Annotated in this window: 23 protein-coding genes and 1 tRNA gene; 17 read left to right on the forward strand and 7 right to left on the reverse strand. The window is 55.0% G+C overall.

The features are described from left to right. The first annotated feature begins 157 nt into the window (after positions 1-157). A complete protein-coding gene (locus ACR0AW_RS02415; RefSeq protein WP_480438540.1) occupies positions 158-1,021 on the forward strand; it encodes a hypothetical protein in 864 nt (287 codons plus the stop codon). A gap of 75 nt (positions 1,022-1,096) precedes the next feature. Here ACR0AW_RS02415 and ACR0AW_RS02420 read toward each other — a convergent pair whose 3' ends face one another. From ACR0AW_RS02420 to ACR0AW_RS02430, 3 genes are all read right to left on the reverse strand, one after another. Then, positions 1,097-1,744 (reverse strand): response regulator transcription factor, encoded by a 648-nt coding sequence (locus tag ACR0AW_RS02420; protein WP_170732199.1) that lies wholly within the window; start codon positions 1,742-1,744, stop codon positions 1,097-1,099. Further along, positions 1,741-3,066 (reverse strand): sensor histidine kinase, encoded by a 1,326-nt coding sequence (locus tag ACR0AW_RS02425; RefSeq protein WP_170732201.1) that lies wholly within the window; start codon positions 3,064-3,066, stop codon positions 1,741-1,743. The genes ACR0AW_RS02420 and ACR0AW_RS02425 overlap by 4 nt, the downstream gene beginning before the upstream one ends. Positions 3,067-3,247: 181 nt before the next feature. Next, positions 3,248-3,646, reverse strand: coding sequence for a MerR family transcriptional regulator (locus ACR0AW_RS02430; protein ID WP_170732203.1), 399 nt, complete (start codon positions 3,644-3,646; stop codon positions 3,248-3,250). 99 nt (positions 3,647-3,745) lie between these two features. Between ACR0AW_RS02430 and ACR0AW_RS02435 the strand changes: the two genes are divergently transcribed. Both ACR0AW_RS02435 and ACR0AW_RS02440 read left to right on the forward strand, forming a co-directional pair. Continuing rightward, a complete protein-coding gene (locus ACR0AW_RS02435) occupies positions 3,746-4,069 on the forward strand; it encodes a hypothetical protein (protein WP_480438543.1) in 324 nt (107 codons plus the stop codon). Positions 4,070-4,073: 4 nt separating this feature from the next. Then, positions 4,074-4,292 carry a GDCCVxC domain-containing (seleno)protein gene (locus tag ACR0AW_RS02440; protein WP_480438545.1) on the forward strand — a complete coding sequence of 73 codons (219 nt, stop codon included), beginning with the start codon at positions 4,074-4,076 and terminating at the stop codon, positions 4,290-4,292. Between the two features lie 289 nt (positions 4,293-4,581). Here the strand turns inward: ACR0AW_RS02440 and ACR0AW_RS02445 are convergent. Next, positions 4,582-4,671 (reverse strand) — tRNA-Ser (locus ACR0AW_RS02445). 123 nt (positions 4,672-4,794) lie between these two features. Here ACR0AW_RS02445 and ACR0AW_RS02450 point away from each other — a divergent pair. From ACR0AW_RS02450 to ACR0AW_RS02490, 9 genes are all read left to right on the forward strand, one after another. Further along, complete coding sequence (locus ACR0AW_RS02450; RefSeq protein WP_170732208.1) at positions 4,795-5,637, forward strand: DUF2059 domain-containing protein; 843 nt, start codon at positions 4,795-4,797, stop codon at positions 5,635-5,637. After that, entirely contained in the window at positions 5,637-6,443 is an 807-nt protein-coding gene (locus ACR0AW_RS02455) for a DUF2059 domain-containing protein (protein WP_170732209.1), read from the forward strand. The genes ACR0AW_RS02450 and ACR0AW_RS02455 overlap by 1 nt, the downstream gene beginning before the upstream one ends. Positions 6,444-6,676: 233 nt before the next feature. Beyond that, positions 6,677-7,294, forward strand: a complete 618-nt coding sequence (locus ACR0AW_RS02460) for a 50S ribosomal protein L21 (protein ID WP_170732211.1) — start codon at positions 6,677-6,679, stop codon at positions 7,292-7,294. 11 nt (positions 7,295-7,305) lie between these two features. Next, positions 7,306-7,575, forward strand: coding sequence for a 50S ribosomal protein L27 (rpmA, locus tag ACR0AW_RS02465; RefSeq protein WP_010440093.1), 270 nt, complete (start codon positions 7,306-7,308; stop codon positions 7,573-7,575). Between the two features lie 95 nt (positions 7,576-7,670). After that, positions 7,671-8,279: a LysE family translocator gene (locus ACR0AW_RS02470; protein WP_170393086.1), complete on the forward strand. Its 609-nt coding sequence runs from the start codon at positions 7,671-7,673 to the stop codon at positions 8,277-8,279. Further along, the gene (locus tag ACR0AW_RS02475; RefSeq protein ID WP_170393085.1) at positions 8,276-8,812 is read left to right on the forward strand and encodes a GNAT family N-acetyltransferase; all 537 of its coding nucleotides are present in this window, start codon (positions 8,276-8,278) and stop codon (positions 8,810-8,812) included. Before ACR0AW_RS02470 ends, ACR0AW_RS02475 begins: the two co-directional genes overlap by 4 nt. A 37-nt stretch (positions 8,813-8,849) precedes the next feature. Beyond that, positions 8,850-9,884, forward strand: coding sequence for a GTPase ObgE (obgE, locus tag ACR0AW_RS02480; protein ID WP_170595639.1), 1,035 nt, complete (start codon positions 8,850-8,852; stop codon positions 9,882-9,884). Further along, complete coding sequence (gene proB / locus ACR0AW_RS02485; protein WP_170393083.1) at positions 9,872-10,978, forward strand: glutamate 5-kinase; 1,107 nt, start codon at positions 9,872-9,874, stop codon at positions 10,976-10,978. The genes obgE and proB overlap by 13 nt, the downstream gene beginning before the upstream one ends. A gap of 39 nt (positions 10,979-11,017) precedes the next feature. Next, positions 11,018-12,280 (forward strand): glutamate-5-semialdehyde dehydrogenase, encoded by a 1,263-nt coding sequence (locus tag ACR0AW_RS02490; protein ID WP_170732213.1) that lies wholly within the window; start codon positions 11,018-11,020, stop codon positions 12,278-12,280. On the opposite strand, the gene ACR0AW_RS02495 is transcribed toward ACR0AW_RS02490, so the two are convergent. Then, positions 12,277-12,873, reverse strand: coding sequence for a histidine phosphotransferase family protein (locus tag ACR0AW_RS02495; RefSeq protein WP_170405755.1), 597 nt, complete (start codon positions 12,871-12,873; stop codon positions 12,277-12,279). The genes ACR0AW_RS02490 and ACR0AW_RS02495 overlap by 4 nt on opposite strands. Before the next feature lie 42 nt (positions 12,874-12,915). On the opposite strand from ACR0AW_RS02495, the gene ACR0AW_RS02500 reads away from it, so the two are divergent. The 5 genes from ACR0AW_RS02500 to tsf all read left to right on the forward strand — a co-directional run bounded on the left by ACR0AW_RS02500 (position 12,916) and on the right by tsf (position 16,721). Beyond that, on the forward strand, positions 12,916-13,098 hold the full coding sequence (locus ACR0AW_RS02500; protein WP_170732215.1) for a DUF3553 domain-containing protein: 183 nt from the start codon (positions 12,916-12,918) through the stop codon (positions 13,096-13,098). A gap of 105 nt (positions 13,099-13,203) precedes the next feature. Beyond that, positions 13,204-13,959: an L-ornithine N(alpha)-acyltransferase gene (gene olsB / locus ACR0AW_RS02505; RefSeq protein ID WP_170732216.1), complete on the forward strand. Its 756-nt coding sequence runs from the start codon at positions 13,204-13,206 to the stop codon at positions 13,957-13,959. After that, complete coding sequence (gene olsA / locus ACR0AW_RS02510) at positions 13,946-14,800, forward strand: lyso-ornithine lipid O-acyltransferase (RefSeq protein ID WP_170732442.1); 855 nt, start codon at positions 13,946-13,948, stop codon at positions 14,798-14,800. The genes olsB and olsA overlap by 14 nt, the downstream gene beginning before the upstream one ends. 168 nt (positions 14,801-14,968) lie before the next feature. Then, positions 14,969-15,769 carry a 30S ribosomal protein S2 gene (gene rpsB / locus ACR0AW_RS02515; RefSeq protein WP_170393078.1) on the forward strand — a complete coding sequence of 267 codons (801 nt, stop codon included), beginning with the start codon at positions 14,969-14,971 and terminating at the stop codon, positions 15,767-15,769. A gap of 76 nt (positions 15,770-15,845) precedes the next feature. Further along, positions 15,846-16,721 (forward strand): translation elongation factor Ts, encoded by an 876-nt coding sequence (gene tsf, locus ACR0AW_RS02520; RefSeq protein ID WP_170393077.1) that lies wholly within the window; start codon positions 15,846-15,848, stop codon positions 16,719-16,721. 363 nt (positions 16,722-17,084) lie between these two features. Here the strand turns inward: tsf and ACR0AW_RS02525 are convergent, their stop codons facing one another. Then, a complete protein-coding gene (locus ACR0AW_RS02525; RefSeq protein ID WP_170732217.1) occupies positions 17,085-17,837 on the reverse strand; it encodes a LuxR family transcriptional regulator in 753 nt (250 codons plus the stop codon). Beyond that, complete coding sequence (gene aroQ, locus ACR0AW_RS02530; protein ID WP_170405767.1) at positions 17,834-18,283, reverse strand: type II 3-dehydroquinate dehydratase; 450 nt, start codon at positions 18,281-18,283, stop codon at positions 17,834-17,836. The genes ACR0AW_RS02525 and aroQ overlap by 4 nt, the downstream gene beginning before the upstream one ends. Between the last annotated feature and the right edge of the window lie 114 nt (positions 18,284-18,397).

Raw genomic sequence — 18,397 nt, forward strand, 5'->3', positions numbered from 1 at the left:
TGCTCATTTGGTTCTGCAAAGAATCTATTGGATTGACTGATCTGGTTAAGACGTTCGGCTTGAAATTTGTCAGACCTAAGCCCGATGTGGGAAAGTCGGGCCGGTAGTAGCCTGTCTCCAATGCCATGAAGCGTGACGATCAAAATTGGAGGCGAAAATGAAAATTCAAAGAAAGCTGGGTCAACTTCTAAGTACCGCGGCGTTGGCTTCGTTGATTGCCGCGACGCCTTATTTGCCAACCTTTGATGACGATGGCCGCCTACATTTTGAACCGTCATATGCCTTTGCCAAAAGCGGCAAAGGGAAAGACGGGGATGATCGTGACGATGACCGGGATGATGATCGTGACGATGACAGGGATGATGATCGCGACGACGATCGGGATGATAATTCGGGGTCGGGTAATAGCGGCCGTGGTGGCGACCGAGATGATGATCGTGATGACGATACAGACGATGATCGAGACGACGACAGAGATGATGACCGGGACGACAATTCGGGATCAGGAAAAAGTGGTCGCGACGACGATGACGATAATGACGACGATGACTCCAAACGCTCCAATAAGGGCAGCGGAAAGAAGGATCGGTCTCAATCAGGGGGTAAATCGTCGGGTTCGGCTGGGATAACAAAGGTCGAAACAAACGCCAACGGCATTGAAGTGCGTTACGCCGACGGAACCAAGGAAGAGATCGAAAACGGGCGGTATGAGAGAAAGAATGCTCAGAACCGAACTGTTGAGGAACGCCCCGCGACAGGCGCTGACGTTTCAAGGCTTCGGTCCTTGGCGAATGGTATCTCAATCGACAATGTACGCTCATCTGGGCAAGGCGGCACTGCTGGAAGTCGACCCACGAAAATCGAACGCCAAGGCAACAATATCGAAGTAAATTATGCCAATGGTTGGAAAGAGGAGATCGAGTTTGGGCGTTACGAGTTGAAAGACCCTTACAACCGGACTGTTGTTGAAAGAAACGCAACGGCCTCTGATCGCCGGAGGTTACAGTCGGTCGCCAACTGAGCTGCAATTCCAGTCGATAATCCGTTGGCGGCTTCTCTTAGTGAGAGGTCGCCATCGTCGTCAAAGAGACCGCAGCTATTCTTCCTTGTTCCAAACATCATGTGCAATGAGCGCGGCCTCTACCCGATTTCGCGCATGAAGCTTGGACAGAACTGCGGTCATGTAGTGCTTCACGGTCTTTTCCTGGAGGTCTAACTCGTCAGCGATTTCACGATTACTCAGTCCTTTGGCCACACGTCTCAGTATTTCTTCCTCACGATGTGTAAGGTCATCTAGAATGCTGCTGTTAACAGACATGCCGGTGTCAGCGTTGATTTGAAGAAGTACCCGCGAGGCCAAGCCAGGAGAAACGAACCCTTCACCTGCGGCGATGCTGCGTAAAGAAGCGGTTAGTTCGCTCGCGGTTACTCCCTTCACAATGTACCCAATCGCACCCGCCTCCAAGGCGTCCGCGACATCGCCGCTGTTCTCTGAGACCGTCAAGATTGCAATGACGGGTGGATTTGCCATTGCCGCGATTTTACGTGTCGCGCTTATCCCGCCACCGGGCATCGAGAGGTCAAGAATAGCTATGTCCGGCTGATGCGTGCCGACCAGCGATACTGCCTCTTCAGCACTGGACCCAGCGGCTAAAACTTCGAAGCCATCAGCTTCATCCAACGTGCGCTGCAAACCATCCCTGAATATCGGGTGATCATCGGCTATTACGACAGATGTAGTCATGATGTGCCTAACTTTCTGGGAAATAGTGTCATAGCTATGGTGGCGCCTTCGCCCGGTCTCGATGCGACGTCGAACCTGCCACCAATACTCTCGACCCGATCTCGCAAGCCCATAAGCCCTTGGCCACCATCATCTCGCAACGCGGTTTCTTCTGACCTGTCAAATCCTGGTCCGTCGTCTGTGACCTTTACAACTATGCGGTCGTTCTGCGCCTCAGCGATAACAGTGCACTTGGAAGCTGGAGCATATCTCGCCGCATTGGAAAGCGTTTCCTGGAGGAACCGAAAAACGCACAGTTTGTCGGACAATGACAACTCCGGAGCCTGGCTACCCAGGAATGAAATATCCGGTCGCAACGGGCTGTGTTCGGCGTGATCCTCTACGGCTCTCTTCACAACATCGACGAGTGACAGGCTATCGATATCTGGCGCGGACAGCCCTCGCGAAATTGCACGAATTTCAGCCAGCGATTTTTGCAAAGACTGCTGAATTTCCACTGCCTCTTTAGGCCTTTCCGACTCTTTGGAAAACGCCGCCTCCAGTCTAAGGGCGGCGAGCGACAGGTATTGCGCAGGGCCATCATGTAGCTCAGCTCCAAGATTCTTGAGGAACCGATCTGTTTGCGTGGTATATCTTTCTGACGCCTCGACCACACGCGACCGCAGCAGCGCATTCTGCTCAGCCATCTTCTCACTTTCTTTCAACCGCTGTTTAAGAAGAGACCCCTGTCGTCGAATTGTTTTGTCGCCAATTGCGACGATGGAATACAAAACAATTGTACTTGCCAGAAATGCGGAGCCGACGACCAACCAACTTGTTCGCCTAGCCTTGGCTAAGTCTAACTCAAGCTGGTCAGCTCTTTCGTAGAACTCCGCAACTGCGATGATTTCGCCGGACCAGAGTTCGCGGATGGGGCTGTAAACTTCAAGCAGTGGTATCCCCAATGCCGCCTCGGCGGCGCTCTCGGCATGATCAAGCTCTTCGAAAGAGCCGGAGATATCTCCGCTCCACGCTCGCCTTAAATCATCCGTTGGCTTGAAACGGTTTCCTATGATGTCTGTATCCGAGGCATGCGCAATCACACCGCCTTGCTTCCAGAATTTGTAGGAAACGATACGGTCAAGCATTGGCTGGGTCATGAAAATCTCATCCAGCGCCAGGCTCGCCTGCTCAGAAAGGCGGTCACCATGTGCCAATTCCTGGCTGAGCGGGGAAACTACGCTTTCCATATACAGCGCTGCGGAGTTGGCGGAGTTTTGCACGACTGCGTTCTGAATTCGATTAGACACCCAGACCCCAACGATTGCGGTAGCAGCACCCATCACGAAGATACTTGCCGCAAGAAAGACTCGCGACAACGACCAATTGCCAATCGTTAGGTCAGTTACTTTCGCTCTCATCGTGAAATCGACTATGAACTACAATCTGTTACCGCACCACAGACCTTGGTCTGAGGTGATCTGGCTAAATCTCAGACCCTGAGTTTCCGCCCTGTGTCCAGAGTCAGATATCATCCATCGTTCGCAGACTTTGCAGCATCGGGCAGTGAACGTTACCACTATCACAATTGGCGGTAAGCTCACTCAAGGCACGCTCCAGACGTCTGAGCTCATCAATCTTGCTTCGAACGCCGGCAATATGCGCCTCGGCCAATTCTTTCACTGACCAGCAGTCTTCGGCACTTCCTTCTGACAGCTCTAAAAGCGCCTTTGCGTCTGGGAGAGGAAATCCCAGGTCGCGGCACCTCTTCAAAAATCGAAGTCTTCCCACATCGCTTGCTGAAAAGAGGCGACGATTGTTCAGAGCTCGCACAGGTCTTGGTACGATACCTTCGCGTTCGTAGTAGCGGATGGTTTCTATGCCAACCCCGGATTGCCGGGAAGCCTCACCTATCGCAATCATGTGAAGTGCCTCCACTTGATCCTGTAGTTACTACAGGATTTATACGCTCTGAATACCGGTGCTTCAACACAATCAAATCGAGCATCTCGGGAGCAAAAGATGAAGAAATACGTGAACCTCAGCTACTTGGGATCGGTTTCAGCTCTGGGCGTCGCAACATGCTGTGTTCTTCCAATGGCCATGATGTTGTTAGGCTTGGGCGGCAGTTGGTTGGCAGTATTCGGAAAAATGGCGGCGGCAAGCTACTGTGTTCTCGCCGTCTCAACAGCGCTGGCCGCGGTTTCGTGGTTCTTAGCGCATCTAAACGGGGCGTTGGCAAATCTGAAATGGTGGCTTGTCGGAAGCACGGCGACTACCGCGTTGGCATGGGTCATCGTGTTCAATGAGGCTCAAATCAACGACTATCTAATCATGCAGATGTGAGACAATGACAAATCAAACTGTGGTGCTCGATAGCACTTTGACCTGCCCAAAGTGTGGGCACATTGAAACCGAAAGAATGCCAACTGACTCGTGCCAGTGGTTTTATGAATGCAAATCATGCAAGGCAGTCTTGAAACCGTTAGAAGGCGATTGCTGTGTCTTTTGTTCCTACGCAACTGTACCGTGTCCGCCAATTCAGTTGGGGGATAGCTGTTGTGGATAGGTCTTACTACGGGTCGGATTGATTGACTGCGGACAATACCGAAGGAGTAAAAGATCTAATACTTTTGGCCCGATCCAGCCGTTGGGCAATGGTTCTTGAACGACTGCTCGGCCGAAAATAACAAATTGGAAAGAGGGCGCCGGGCACAGTAGCTTTTTTGGGGCAAGGCAAATGAAAATCTACTTCAATCTATTTGAAAACGGACCCATCCGATGCTCAACGACAAGTGCACTCGGTCGTGAGTAGGGCATCGAGACTGTATTCAGGAATGTTGCTGGTAGCAAAATAGTGGCGGAGAGACAGGGATTCGAACCCTGGGTAGGCTTGCACCCACAACGGTTTTCGAGACCGCCCCGTTCGACCACTCCGGCACCTCTCCGCGGGGGTCTGTGAGGGGGGGATTTAGTGGTGAACGGGCAGGGGTGCAAGCAGAAAGTTCCGGATTTTGACGATAGTGGGATTTTCCATTGCCAGAGGTAAGAAAACACCTAGGCTGATATGTATGACTTACTTTATACGCCAGTTCGCAATCAGCCTCATCCTTCCAATTTTCTCACTTGGTGTCATGGCCTCGCCATCTCAGGCCGCCAGTCAGGATCAGATTGAGGCGTTTCTGACCACGACAGGGTTTGACGTTGCCTTGGAAAGCATAGCTCAGGCCTCTGCTTCGGCCCCGCAGATGCTGGGTATCGACCCTGACGGCTTCGGATCGGATTGGGCGCGTCTGACCGAAGAGGTGTTTGATACCGCTTTGATGCACGAAACGGCCGTCTCGATCCTTGAACAGACGCTTAGCGAAGAGGCGCTGGTCCACGCGGTCTCGTTTTACGCCTCGGAGTTGGGGCAAAGACTGGTCGTTGCTGAAAACGCCGCTCATATGGATGACGATGATGATGCCAAACAACTGGCCGGGCAAGAAATCGTCTCGAAGTTGATAAAAGAAGGCTCATCTCGTGTTGAAAGCCTGAAGCGCATGAACCGTGCGGTGGACGCCAGCGGAACCTCGCTGCGCGCGCTGCAAGAGATTCAGGTGCGGTTTTTACTGGCCGCAAGTGCGTCTGGCATTATCGACATGCAACTGAGCGGAGATGAACTGCGTACGATGATCCAACGCAATGAAGGTGAGTTGCGTCGATCTCTCCAACTGTCAGCTTTGGCAGGGGCGGCTTACACCTACCAGGATTTCTCGGATGAGGATGTCGACGCCTATGTTGACGCTCTGGAACAGCCTCTGATGCAGGAGGTCTATGAGCTGTTGAATGCGATCCAATATGAAATCATGGCGATGCGGTTCGAAGTATTGGCCGCCCGCATGGCCGAATTGCGCCCGGCGCAGGATATCTGATGCGAGTTTTAGCTACGGCACTCTGTTTGACGATCTGGGCGCTGCCTATGGCCGCAAGCGAGCGTGCTGAAAGACTGATGCATGCGATGCATATTTTGGATTTTATGAAAATTCTTAGTGAAGAAGGTGTGGCGCAAGGGCATGCAATCAACGAGTCCATGCTGGGCAGCTCAGGAGGAGCCTATTTTTTGGCGCAAGTTGAGGATTTGTACGATCCGAGCACGATGCACCAACAACTTTCGCTGTCGGTTGGCGAGATGATGTCCGATGTGCAGCTAGAACAAGCTTCGATCTTTTTTGAAAGCGAACTGGGGCAAAGCATCGTTTCTCTGGAAAACTCGGCGCGCCGGGCCATTGCAGATGACGCGATCGAAGAGATGGCACGCAGCGCTTACGAACAGGCCGATCGCGAGGGCATGTTTTTTCGTCTTGTAGATGAATATGTGCAGGTCAACGACCTGATCGAGAAAAATGTGCAAGGCACCATCAGCGCCGATTATAGTTTTTACCAAGGACTTGCCTCCGGGCAAAGTGCCCTGTTCGACGATGCATCCGTGTTGCAGGAACTGCTATCTCAGCATGAGAACACCAGGGCGGAGACAACTGAATGGATGTACTCGTTCCTTTTATTGGCCTATCAGCCGTTGAACGAGTCTCAGATGCGAGAGAACATCGCCTTTTCCCGAACCGATGCGGGTCGGGCCTTGAATTCCGCTTTGTTCATGGGTTTTGATGAAATGCTAAACGGCATCTCTTACCAGCTTGGTCAAACCGTCGCGCAAGCCATGAAAGCGTCGGATCTCTGAGCCGCAGATTTTCGGATCTCTGAGCCGCGGATTTTTGGTTGACTTTCTTCATGAATGCTTCGATAAGCGCGCATCCCGGCCGGCTTTCCGCGCCGGGTATCGTTATTCTTTGACCTGATGGCATGTGCCAAAGGTCATTCACACAGCCCGAAAAGGGCGCGCTGTTCGAGGTGGCGAAAGCCGGAAACACCCAATCGGGGACCACAGAACGCGGTTAGACAAAGGAAAGACGCATGTTTGCGGTCCTCAAGACTGGCGGCAAGCAGTACAAGGTTCAGGCGGGCGATGTGCTCCGTGTTGAAAAGCTGGCTGCCGACGCAGGTGAAAAAGTTCAATTCAACGATGTTCTGATGCTGGGCGGCGACGCACCGGTTGTTGGTGCACCTTTCGTTGAAGGCGCAGGCGTACAGGCCGAAGTGATCGAACAGATCAAAGGTGACAAGGTCATCAAGTTCGTCAAGCGCCGTCGTAAGCACAGCTCGAAGCGTACCGTTGGTCACCGTCAGAAACTGACTCTGGTCAAAATCACCGACATCCTGTCGTCGGGCGCTGACAAGTCGGGCATCAAAGCTGCAACCGGTTCGGCACCGGCTGGCGAAGCTGCTCCGGTGGCAAAAAAGCCTGCCAAGAAAGCTGAAGCCAAAGCAAAGGCACCCGCCGCAGCTGCTGCCGCTGACGATCTGACTGCTCTTAATGGTGTCGGCCCTGCCGCTGCCAAAAAGCTGGTTGAAGCCGGTATCGAAAGCTTTGCCGCTCTGGCCGCCTTGTCGGACGAGCAGATTGCTGCTATCGACACCATCAAAGTGAAACCCGAATGGGTTGAGCAAGCCAAAGAGCTGGCTCAGGGCTAAGGAGAGAGAGAATGGCACATAAGAAAGCTGGCGGTTCCTCCCGTAACGGTCGCGACTCAGCGGGTCGCCGCCTTGGCGTGAAACTGTATGGTGGCCAGGCCGCCATCGCAGGCAACATCATCGTACGTCAGCGCGGCACCAAGTTCTGGCCGGGCGAAGGCGTAGGCATGGGCAAAGACCATACCATCTTTGCAACTGTCGATGGCGCCGTGAAGTTCCATAAGGGACTTAAAAACCGCACCTTTATTTCGGTCCTGCCAGTGGCGGAGGCCGCAGAGTAAGCCGAAACCCAGAAGGTTTAAGAAAAATTCATGGGGGACCGGCACAAAGTGCCGGTCCCTTTTTCGTTTTAACGCAGTCGTGATCACCAGAACCGATGACAGTCGCAACCACCAGTTTCCTGATTTTTGCCGCTTCGCAGGTCGGCACGCCGGGACCGGCCAATATGGTCCTGCTGGGAACAGGTGCGCGTTATGGCTTTCGGTCGGCTCTACCCTTTGTGGGCGGGGTCATTCTGGGCAAACAGCTGATCATCTGGCCGGTTGGTTTTGGCCTGATGCAAGTTGCCGATCAGGCGCCGTTGGTGTTCGAGGCACTCAAATATGCTTCTGCTGCATATATTTGCTGGCTCGCGTGGAAAATTGCCAATCTGCGGCTTTCCCGAGGTCAATCGGATAAGCAAGTGCCCGGTTTTCTGGCGGGGTTAATAGTGCATCCGCTTAACCCTAAGGCTTGGGCAATGATTATCGCAGGTTTCACCGGGTTTGTGGCAACAGGAACACCCAGTTTTGAGGCGACCCTCACGATCGCTCTCTGTTTGTTAATCTGCCAGATCGTATTGCACCCGATCTGGACATTTGCAGGAGATCGGATCGCCCATGCGGTTGAAGGTCGGCCTGCAGAAAAATATCTGATGTGGACGTTAGCCAGTTTGACAGTTGCGTCCGTACTTTTTGTGTTGTTCGGAGGAGGAACGCACTCATGAAGATTGAGGCAATAATAAATCAGCCGGTCATTGAAACCGAGCGGTTCGACCTTCGCCCTCTGCGTCGGTCGGATTTGGGTCTCATTGAGCATTACGCAGGCGATGAGCGTGTGGCGCGCATGACGACATCGATCCCGCATCCATTGCCACCCGGCTCGATTGAGGCGTTTGTGATGCGCGCGATGGCCGAAGACCGGGACGAGGATGTCTGGGCAATGGATGCCACAAAGGATGGTGGCCCGGAGCTGATCGGACTGATTTCATTGACTCGGCTGGATCGCAACCAGTCCGAGGTCGGCTATTGGGTCGCCCCGGTGTATTGGAACACCGGCATTGCATCGCTGGCCGTTGAAACGCTGGTCAACGCCAATCCGCTGGAAAACGCGACCATGTTCGCCAGCGTGTTCCAGGACAACCCGGCCTCGGCCCGGGTTCTGACCCATTGCGGATTCCAGTATCTTGGCGATGCGGAAACCTATTCGGTGGCGCGCGATGCGAATGTGCCCACCTGGACCTATACAAAGAAACTCTGACTTGTGGCCGATGGGGCCTTTGCAGTAGGGGACAGCTATGAAATTTCTCGATCTTGCAAAGGTCTACATCCGGTCCGGGGCCGGAGGTGGCGGCTGCGTCAGCTTTAGACGTGAAAAGTACATCGAATACGGCGGACCCGATGGTGGGGACGGCGGTAAGGGTGGGTCTGTTTGGGCCGAGGTTGTGGACGGGCTGAACACCCTGATCGACTTTCGCTATCAACAGCATTTCTTCGCCAAGAACGGCCAACCCGGTCGCGGTCAGCAACGCACCGGTAAGGATGGTGACGACATCATCCTGCGCGTTCCCGTCGGAACCGAGATTCTGGACGAAGACGAAGAGACCGTGATTTGTGACCTGACCGAGGTTGGTCAGAGATTTTTGCTGGCAAAAGGCGGCAACGGCGGCTTTGGCAACCTGCATTTCAAATCCGCGACCAATCAGGCCCCGCGCCGCGCCAATCCGGGGCAGGCGGGGATCGACCGCACCATCTGGCTGCGGCTGAAGCTGATTGCGGATGTGGGTCTTTTGGGCATGCCCAACGCCGGGAAATCAACTTTCTTGGCTGCCACATCCAATGCACGGCCCAAAATCGCCGACTATCCCTTTACTACGCTGCACCCCAATCTGGGCGTTGTCGGTGTCGATAACGTGGAGTTCGTCGTTGCCGACATTCCAGGTCTGATCGAAGGCGCACATGAGGGGCGTGGAATCGGTGACCGGTTTCTTGGCCACGTAGAACGCTGCGCGGTACTGTTGCATCTGGTCGACGGCACCTCGGAAACTGTGGTCGAAGACTATCGCACAATCATCACCGAGCTTGAGGCCTATGGCGGAGAGCTGGCGGATAAGCCGCGTATCACCGTATTGAACAAGATCGACGCTCTGGACGATGAGGAACGCGAACTGATCAAGGCCGAACTGGAAGATGCCGTTCGCGGCCCGGTCATGACCATGTCAGGCGTTGCGCATTTGGGCGTGACCGAGGTGCTGCGGTCCTTGCGGGCTCAGATCGATGAAAACCGCCTGCGCCAGAAACCCGCCGAGGAGGCCACGCCTTGGCAACCCTGACCCATGCCCGCCGCCTGGTGGTCAAGATCGGATCGGCCTTGTTGGTCGACCGGGATACGGGATTGCTCAGGTCGGATTGGCTGAAATCGCTGGCGCAGGACGTGGCTTGGCTGAAAGGGCAGGGGACAGATGTTGTTCTGGTCTCGTCCGGGTCAATCGCGTTGGGTCGAGGTGTACTTGGCCTGCCGATGCAGAATCTGCCGCTGGAACAGTCACAGGCCGCTGCGGCGGTTGGACAAATCCGGCTGGCCCGTGCGTATGAAGAAGCGTTGACGCCACATGAGATCAAAACCGCTCAGGTGCTGGTCACGTTGGAAGACAGCGCGGATCGGCGGCGTTATCTGAATTCCCGTGCAACGCTGGAAACGCTGCTGAGCCTGGGTGTTGTTCCGATTGTCAACGAAAACGATACAGTCGCCACGGATGAGATACGGTATGGCGACAATGACCGGCTGGCAGCGCAAATCGCCGTGACCATCGGCGCGGATCAGTTGATCCTGCTTTCAGATGTCGACGGGTTCTATTCGGGCAATCCCAACGAGGACACGACAGCCACTCGATATGACGTGATCAAACAGATCACGCCCGAGATCGAGGCCATGGCAGGTGACGCGGGATCGGGGCTGTCAAAGGGCGGCATGAAGACCAAGCTGTTGGCTGCCAAGATGGCAACCGCTGCTGGCTGCGATATGGCGATAACTGAAGGATCACCCCTGAACCCGCTGAAAACGCTTGAAAATGGAGCGAGCTGCACTTGGTTCACGGCCACGCTCGATCCGCATGCAGCCCGGAAACGCTGGATTTCGGCGATGAAACCGCGCGGAGAGATCGTGATCGATGACGGCGCGGCAAGGGCGCTTTCCAATGGCAAAAGCCTGTTGCCCGCTGGCATTGTCGAGGTCACGGGTGATTTCGGTCGCGGCGATCCCGTCGCTGTTCTGGATGCGCAGGCGCGGAGGCTGGCACAGGGGCTAAGTCGCTATACCGCGCAAGAGGCGGATGCGATCAAAGGACGTAAATCGTCTGAAATCGAGGCGACGCTAGGCTATCCAGGCCGCGCGGCCCTGATCCACCGGGACGATCTGGCGCTGTAAGGGCGTGATTTGATAAACTGAGACCGAAAGGCGCATGAGATGAAGGATTTCGACAACATTCCCGCAATGATGGCCGACCTTGGTGCGCGCGCCAAAGCAGCCTCGCAAGAGCTTGCCTTTGCCACCGCCGAACGCAAGCACGCCGCGCTGATCGCAGCCGCAGACGCCGTTTGGCACAAACGTGCCGGCATTATCGAAGCGAACAAGAAGGATTTGGAGTTCGGGCGAGAAAAGGGTTTGAGCCCCGCGATGATGGACCGCCTGATGCTGGATGAAGCACGCGTTCAGGGCATGGTTGACGGGCTTCGCACCGTTGCCGATCAGACTGATCCTGTGGGTGAGGTGTTGGCCGAATGGGACATGGCCTCGGGCCTCAACATTCAGCGTGTGCGCACGCCTTTGGGTGTTATCGGCGTGATTTATGAAAGCCGTCCCAACGTGACGGCGGATGCGGGTGCATTGTGCCTGAAATCCGGGAACGCCGTGATCTTGCGAGGCGGGTCTGAGAGCTTTCATTCGTCAACCGCGATCCACGCCTGTCTGGTTGAGGGGCTAGCAGCTGCAGGCTTGCCCGAAGACGCCATTCAACTGGTGCCGACTCGCGACCGGGCTGCGGTGCAAGAGCTTTTGACCATGACTGATTATGTCGACGTCATCGTTCCCCGAGGTGGCAAAGGATTGGTGGGTCTTGTGCAACGCGAGGCGCGCGTGCCCGTCTTTGCGCATCTCGAAGGCATCGTTCATATTTATGTTGATAAAGCCGCCGATCCCCAGAAGACGCTGGATGTTGTGTTGAACGCCAAAACCCGGCGCACCGGTATCTGTGGCGCGGCAGAATGCTTGCTGATCCATCAAGACGTTGCAGAAACACTGGGCCGTGATCTGATCGCTGCTCTTCAAGCTGCGGGTGTTGAAGTGCATGCCGAAGGCGTTTTGGCCAATGAAAACACCATTCCTGCGTCGGATGATGACTGGGGCAAAGAGTACCTAGATAGTATCATCGCTGCACGGCCCGTAGCAGATATCGACGCCGCGATTGCGCATATCCGGCAGTTTGGCTCAAGCCACACCGATTGCATTATGACCGAGGATACTGCGGCCGCCGAGCACTTCTTCGAACGGCTTGACAGCGCAATCCTGATGCATAACGCCTCGACCCAATTCGCGGATGGCGGTGAGTTTGGCATGGGTGCTGAGATTGGTATCGCCACCGGCAAGATGCACGCGCGCGGTCCTGTCGGTGCCGCTCAGTTGACCAGTTTTAAGTATCTGGTACGCGGAAACGGGACCACGCGGCACTAAAACCGCAGTGTCACCTGGGTTGCGGTCGTTTCTACCGTGATTCTGCGACCCATCGTCGAGGCTGTATCCGGCAGCAGGGCAAATTGAACCTGCGCCGGGCTTAGTTTTTCGGTAAATCGCCCCGAGCCAATCCCTTTCCACAGTCCCGTATTGAGGTTCAGCTTGTCAGCAACGCCAGTCACCGTCCATGCGTCGCCCTGAGTTTCGATTTCCACTTCGCCGCCGAAGGGCATCGCATTTTCACAGCACATCACAGCCAGAAACGCGAGTTTAACCTGATTGCGCGGGACAGGTTCGGTCAGGTTCCAACTGATCCGCAGACGCCCGGCCTTTTCCACATCTTTAAGAAGCTCGACCACTTCGGTGCGACCCAATGGCTGATCGCTTGCTGATCCAAAGGCAACGCGGAAAAACCGGATGCGGGCACCTGCACTGCCAACGCTGCCCGAAATCAGCTCCATTTCAGGGCCTTGGACTGCGCCAACCATCTCCAACAGCTCAAGCCCGTTGGTAATTGCCCCAATGGGGCTGATCAGATCATGACAGATCCGAGAACCGATCAATTCGGCCAGGTTGACGTCTGACGCGCCCATGCGTACCTCCTGCTGCATCTGCCTTGGACCCGGAGGCCCGATATGACAGATCTGAATGCCATTCTTGCACCGGGCATGTTTGTCCGCCACCCCGATTTCCCCGATTGGGGCGTTGGACAGGTGCAGTCCAATATAGGAGGCAAGATCACCGTTAACTTTCGCGAGCAGGGGAAAGTGGTGATCGACGGGACACGCATAGCCCTGACGCCGGTCTTTGATCCGTGAAACTGGTTTAGGAAAGGTTAACAACTCGGGCAAAACGCGGGCTTGTTGCCTTTGGCCGAGCAATCGCGTTATCAGCGCGCAACAGCGATCGATGGAATTTTCTTGATGCCCGACGAAGGCCCCTCATTCACTGTCAAATTGGCCAATACCGAGGTTGAACTGCGGGCGGCCCAACGACTGCGCTACGACGTGTTTGTTCAGGAATTGGGCGGTGGCGGCGAGATGGTGGATCATGAGGCGAGGCTCGAGAAGGATCGGTTCGATCCATACTTCGATCATATGCTCGCCATCGACGATTCATCTGGAGAGGTGATCGGCGTCTATCGACTGCTTCCTGGTGAGCGAGCGGCCGAACTGGGGCAATTCTACTCCGAGGATGAATACGATCTCACCGTCCTGAAACAAAGCGGGCGCAAGCTGTTGGAGCTTGGACGCTCGTGCGTGCATCCGGATTATCGTGGTGGCACGGCGATGTATCATCTGTGGAATGGTCTGGCTGCATACGTCACCGAGCGTGATATTGAGGTCTTGTTCGGAGTCGCGAGTTTCCACGGAACCGACGTGAGCAAATTGGCGCAGCCGCTGTCGATGCTGCATCACAACCACCTTGCCCCGCTGGATTTGCGGGTTCGGGCCCAGCCAGATGTATTTCAATCAATGGACCTTTTGGCACCCGACGCGCTGGATCGGCGCGCGGCGATGGTTCAGGTGCCGTCTCTCATCAAGGCCTACCTTCGCCTCGGTGGATTCGTCGGCGAGGGGGCATTTATCGATCATGCCTTCAACACAACCGATGTGTGTCTGATCCTTGACACAGCCCGCATGAATGAGCGTCAGCGGCGTATTTATGGTGGAGCATAACCCTGTGAGCGACCCATCGTGGCAGAGTGAAGACGCGCCTGATCCAATTGAGCTTGGTTTCTTAGGTTGGTTGCTGGTGATACTTCGCGGTCTGCCGCTGGCCCTTCTGGTTTTTGGGGGGCTGTTCGTCTTATTGGCCATACGTCTCATCGAACGACCGCTTTATGGCGTTCAACGGCCGGTGACACCGTTCATTTCTCAGTTCGTTTGTCGCAATGCATTTCGAATTCTCGGGATCAGATTTCGCACCTCTGGCGCGCTCATGCAGGAACGCGGCGCTGTGGTTGCAAACCATACGTCGTGGCTGGATATCTTTGCGCTGAATGCCCGTAAGCGCGTGTATTTCGTATCGAAAGCCGAAGTTGCAAAATGGCCCGGCATCGGCTGGCTGGCACGCGCGACGGGTACGGTCTTTATCGAACGTGATCGCAAGAAAGCCCGCGAGCAGACCCGGATTTTCGAGGAACGTCTGAAAGCCGGGCACAAGCTGTTGTTCTTTCCAGAAGGCACCTCGACCGACGGACAGCGAGTTTTACCTTTTAAAACAACACTCTTTGCCGCGTTCTTCACTGAAGGGCTGCGGGAATTCATGTATGTTCAACCGGTTTCGGTCATCTTTCACGCTCCCCAAGGTCAGCCCGATAGGTTTTATGGCTGGTGGGGCGACATGGATTTCGGACCGCATTTGCTTAAGACTTTGGGGTCACGTCGACAAGGCACCGTGGAATTGATCTACCACGCGCCAGCTAAGGTTAGCGACTTTGAAAACCGCAAAGCTCTGGCAGCCCATTGCGAAGACGCGGTACGTCATGCGCATTCACTGGCGCGGCTTGAAAAATAGGGGCATTTGGCCCTTGCACTGATGCTAAACCTGCCGTATACGCGCGCCATTCAAACCCGCAGGCGGGGTTTGGGCTTTTTGAGGGAGACATCCTTATCTGGCCCGCCGGTTGGAGCATCCGCTTCTTTCACCCCCGCCGAGGCGTAAACCGGAAAAGGAAAGTAAAGCATGGCTCTTCCCGAGTTCACCATGCGTCAGCTGCTGGAAGCTGGCGTTCACTTTGGTCACCAGACACAGCGTTGGAATCCCCGCATGGGCCCGTTCATCTACGGCTCGCGCAATGGCATCCACATCATGGACCTGACTCAGACCGTTCCGATGCTGGATCAGGCTCTGCAGGCTGTTCGTGACACCGTCGCAAAAGGTGGCCGCGTTCTGTTCGTAGGCACCAAGCGTCAGGCAGCTCAGCCGATCGCAGATGCCGCTGAAAAGTCGGCTCAGTACTACATGAACCACCGCTGGCTGGGCGGCACGCTGACCAACTGGAAAACCGTTTCCCAGTCGATCAACCGTCTGAACCAGATCGACGAAGCCATGGAATCGGGTGCCGAAGGCCTGACCAAGAAAGAGCGTCTGGGCATGGAACGTGACCAGGCCAAGCTGCAGGCTTCACTGGGCGGTATCCGCGAGATGGGTGGCGTTCCGGATCTGCTGTTCGTCATCGACGTCAAGAAAGAAGCACTGGCCATCGCCGAAGCCAACAAGCTGGGTATCCCGGTTGTGGCTGTTGTCGACACCAACTGCTCGCCCGATGGTGTTGACTACATCATCCCCGGCAACGACGACGCAGCGCGCGCAATCGCTCTGTATTGCGATCTGGCCGCACGTGCCGCTCTGGACGGCATGACCGCTCAGATGGGTGCTGCTGGCGTTGACCTGGGTGCATTCGAAGAAGCTCCGGTTGAAGAAGTCGTAGCCGAAGAAGCACCCGCTGAAGAAGCCGCGCCGGAAGCCAAAGCCGAAGCGTAAGCTGCCCGTCACGTAAATGACATATGGGGCAGGGTAGACCTGCCCCAATTCCGTTTGAATTGAGGAGAGCCAAAAGATGGCAATCACAGCAGCAATGGTAAAAGAACTGCGCGACTCGACCGGCGCAGGCATGATGGACGCAAAAAAAGCGCTGACCGAAACCGGCGGCAACATGGACGAAGCCGTTGACTGGCTGCGCACCAAAGGCCTGGCCAAGGCGGCCAAGAAATCGGGCCGTACCGCAGCCGAAGGTCTGGTTGCTGTTCACGTCAACGGCGGCAACGGTGTTGCTGTCGAAGTGAACTCGGAAACCGACTTCGTTGCGAAAAACAGTGAATTCCAGGAGATGGTCGGCAAGATTACCTACGCAGCCGAGGGTGTTGATGACGTCGATGCGCTGCTGGCTGCTGATCTGGGCGGCAAGTCTGTTGCAGATACCCTGACCGACAAGATCGCCACCATTGGTGAAAACATGTCGGTCCGCCGCATGTCGAAACTGTCGGGCGATACCGTCGTGTCATACGTTCACAACGCGGCGACAACCGGCATGGGCAAAATCGGCGTTCTGGTTGCTCTGTCCGGCGGCGATGAAGCCTTCGGCAAGCAGGTTGCAATGCACATTGCGGCTGTGAACCCGGCGGCCCTGTCCGAGGCGGACATGGATCCGGAAGTTGTCGAGAAAGAGAAGCAGGTCCAGATGGACATCGCTCGCGAATCCGGCAAGCCGGAGCAGGTGATCGAAAAGATGATCGTCGGTCGCATGAAGAAATTCGTTGCCGAAGCGACCCTTCTGAACCAGGACTTCGTTGTGAATCCTGACCTGACCGTCGAAGCGGCCGCCAAAGAAGCGGGTGCGACCATCACCGGTTTTGTCCGCATGGAAGTAGGCGAAGGCATCGTGGTCGAAAAAGAAGACTTCGCTGCCGAAGTTGCAAAGGCAGCCCAAGGCTAAAATCTTTTGCAGCTTCGGTTAGAGGCTGCAACAAATACCGAGCCCGGTTGCATAGCGCAGCCGGGTTTTTTTCATGTCAAAAGCCTGTGAACCGATGCTTGCGAAGATTGGTGAATTGAGGGGCCCTGCATGATGGGGATGGAAGGGCCCCTCAATAATCCCGACAAAGAGACGTGGACGAATAGACGCCTCGGTGTCAGAGCGATCAGAGAGCTTTGGTATTACAAAGATCCGATCAAAACGTTCCCTGGCTAAAGCCACCACTCACGGAACAATATCAATTTGCAATTTTATCGGGAGATTCGGAAAGTCATGTATTCCTTACCCTAGGTCAATTTGATGCTAATTAGCATCAAAATAGGGTCATGCTTCCATCACAAACATCTGATTCTGCAACGCGGCCTTCAACACGGCCTGTGCCGTTGTTTCAACCGAAAGCGCCTCACGCGCGAGTCTCAGGTGTTTTTCCACCGTTGCCGAAGTCAAACCCATCAATAGCGCGATGTCCTGCGTGGTCTTTCCGTCGCCGACCCATTGCAAAGCTTCGCGCTGGCGTTTGGTCAGCGCGCGGTTCGGGGCATGATATGGCAAGGTCAGGATTTTGAGATGGGCAACATTGTTCATCAGAAGGATGTCGTCGCCGTGCTCGTTCCAGACCTCGTCCATCTCCTCCTGGCTGCGATTACGTGCCGCAAGCGAAATCGCCCCTTTGGAACGCATCGATACAGAGTTGAAGCTGACCGTATAACCTACTGTAATATCACGCGACTTATTGAACTCAAAAACCCGAAGCTCTTCGTTCGACATGACCCCGCTGGACATCATGTCCTGTATCATGCTCCAACTTGCAGCGCCTTCGTTGTTCAGCGCCCATTTCAGCATGGGGGCGTGAAAATACAGGCCGGATTGAAGGAACCCTTCCAAGTAATCTGAGCAGTGATTGGTCAGGATTACAAAGTCTTCTGGATCGCCGAGCGAAGTCGCCGTTCGGTATTGCGTATACCCATACAACAGCCGGTCGAAGCCATACTTTTCCATCTGGCGGCAATGTGCATCCCAAAGCTCTTCCAGAGTTTTCGTGTAGCTCAGAAAATTCAGATACTCTTTGAGGGTCATCCTGTGTCCCTCTCAGCCAGATGCGCGGCAATCGCGTTCAGTGCAAGAACATAGCTTTGCGCGCCAAAACCACAGATCTGTCCAATCGCGACTGGTGCGATATGTGATTTGTGACGAAACGCCTCGCGCGCGTGGATGTTAGATAAATGAACTTCGACCACGGGTACTTCGGCCGAAGATATCGCATCCATCAGCGCAATCGATGTATGCGTGAATGCGCCTGCATTCAGCACGATACCATCCTGAGCGCCGCGTGCCGCGTGGATCGCATCAATTAGCGCGCCTTCGTGATTGGATTGGAGATGGGTTATGTTTTGACCCAGCGTTTCACCATGCGCAACGCACAGGTCCTCGATCATCTGCAACGTCGTTGCGCCGTAGACCTCGGGTTGCCGTGTACCAAGCAAATTCAGGTTCGGACCATTCAGAACCAGGATATTGTGCATATTCAAACTGTCCCCATCTTCCCTTTTTCATAAACATGAATTTAAAGGTCGTCCAGCGACCTTCGCTCTTATGGGTAGAGCTTCATTGACGCACGCAGGTTGCTGGATCGGCTC

The sequence above is a fragment of the Ruegeria sp. C5 genome (assembly GCF_056537605.1).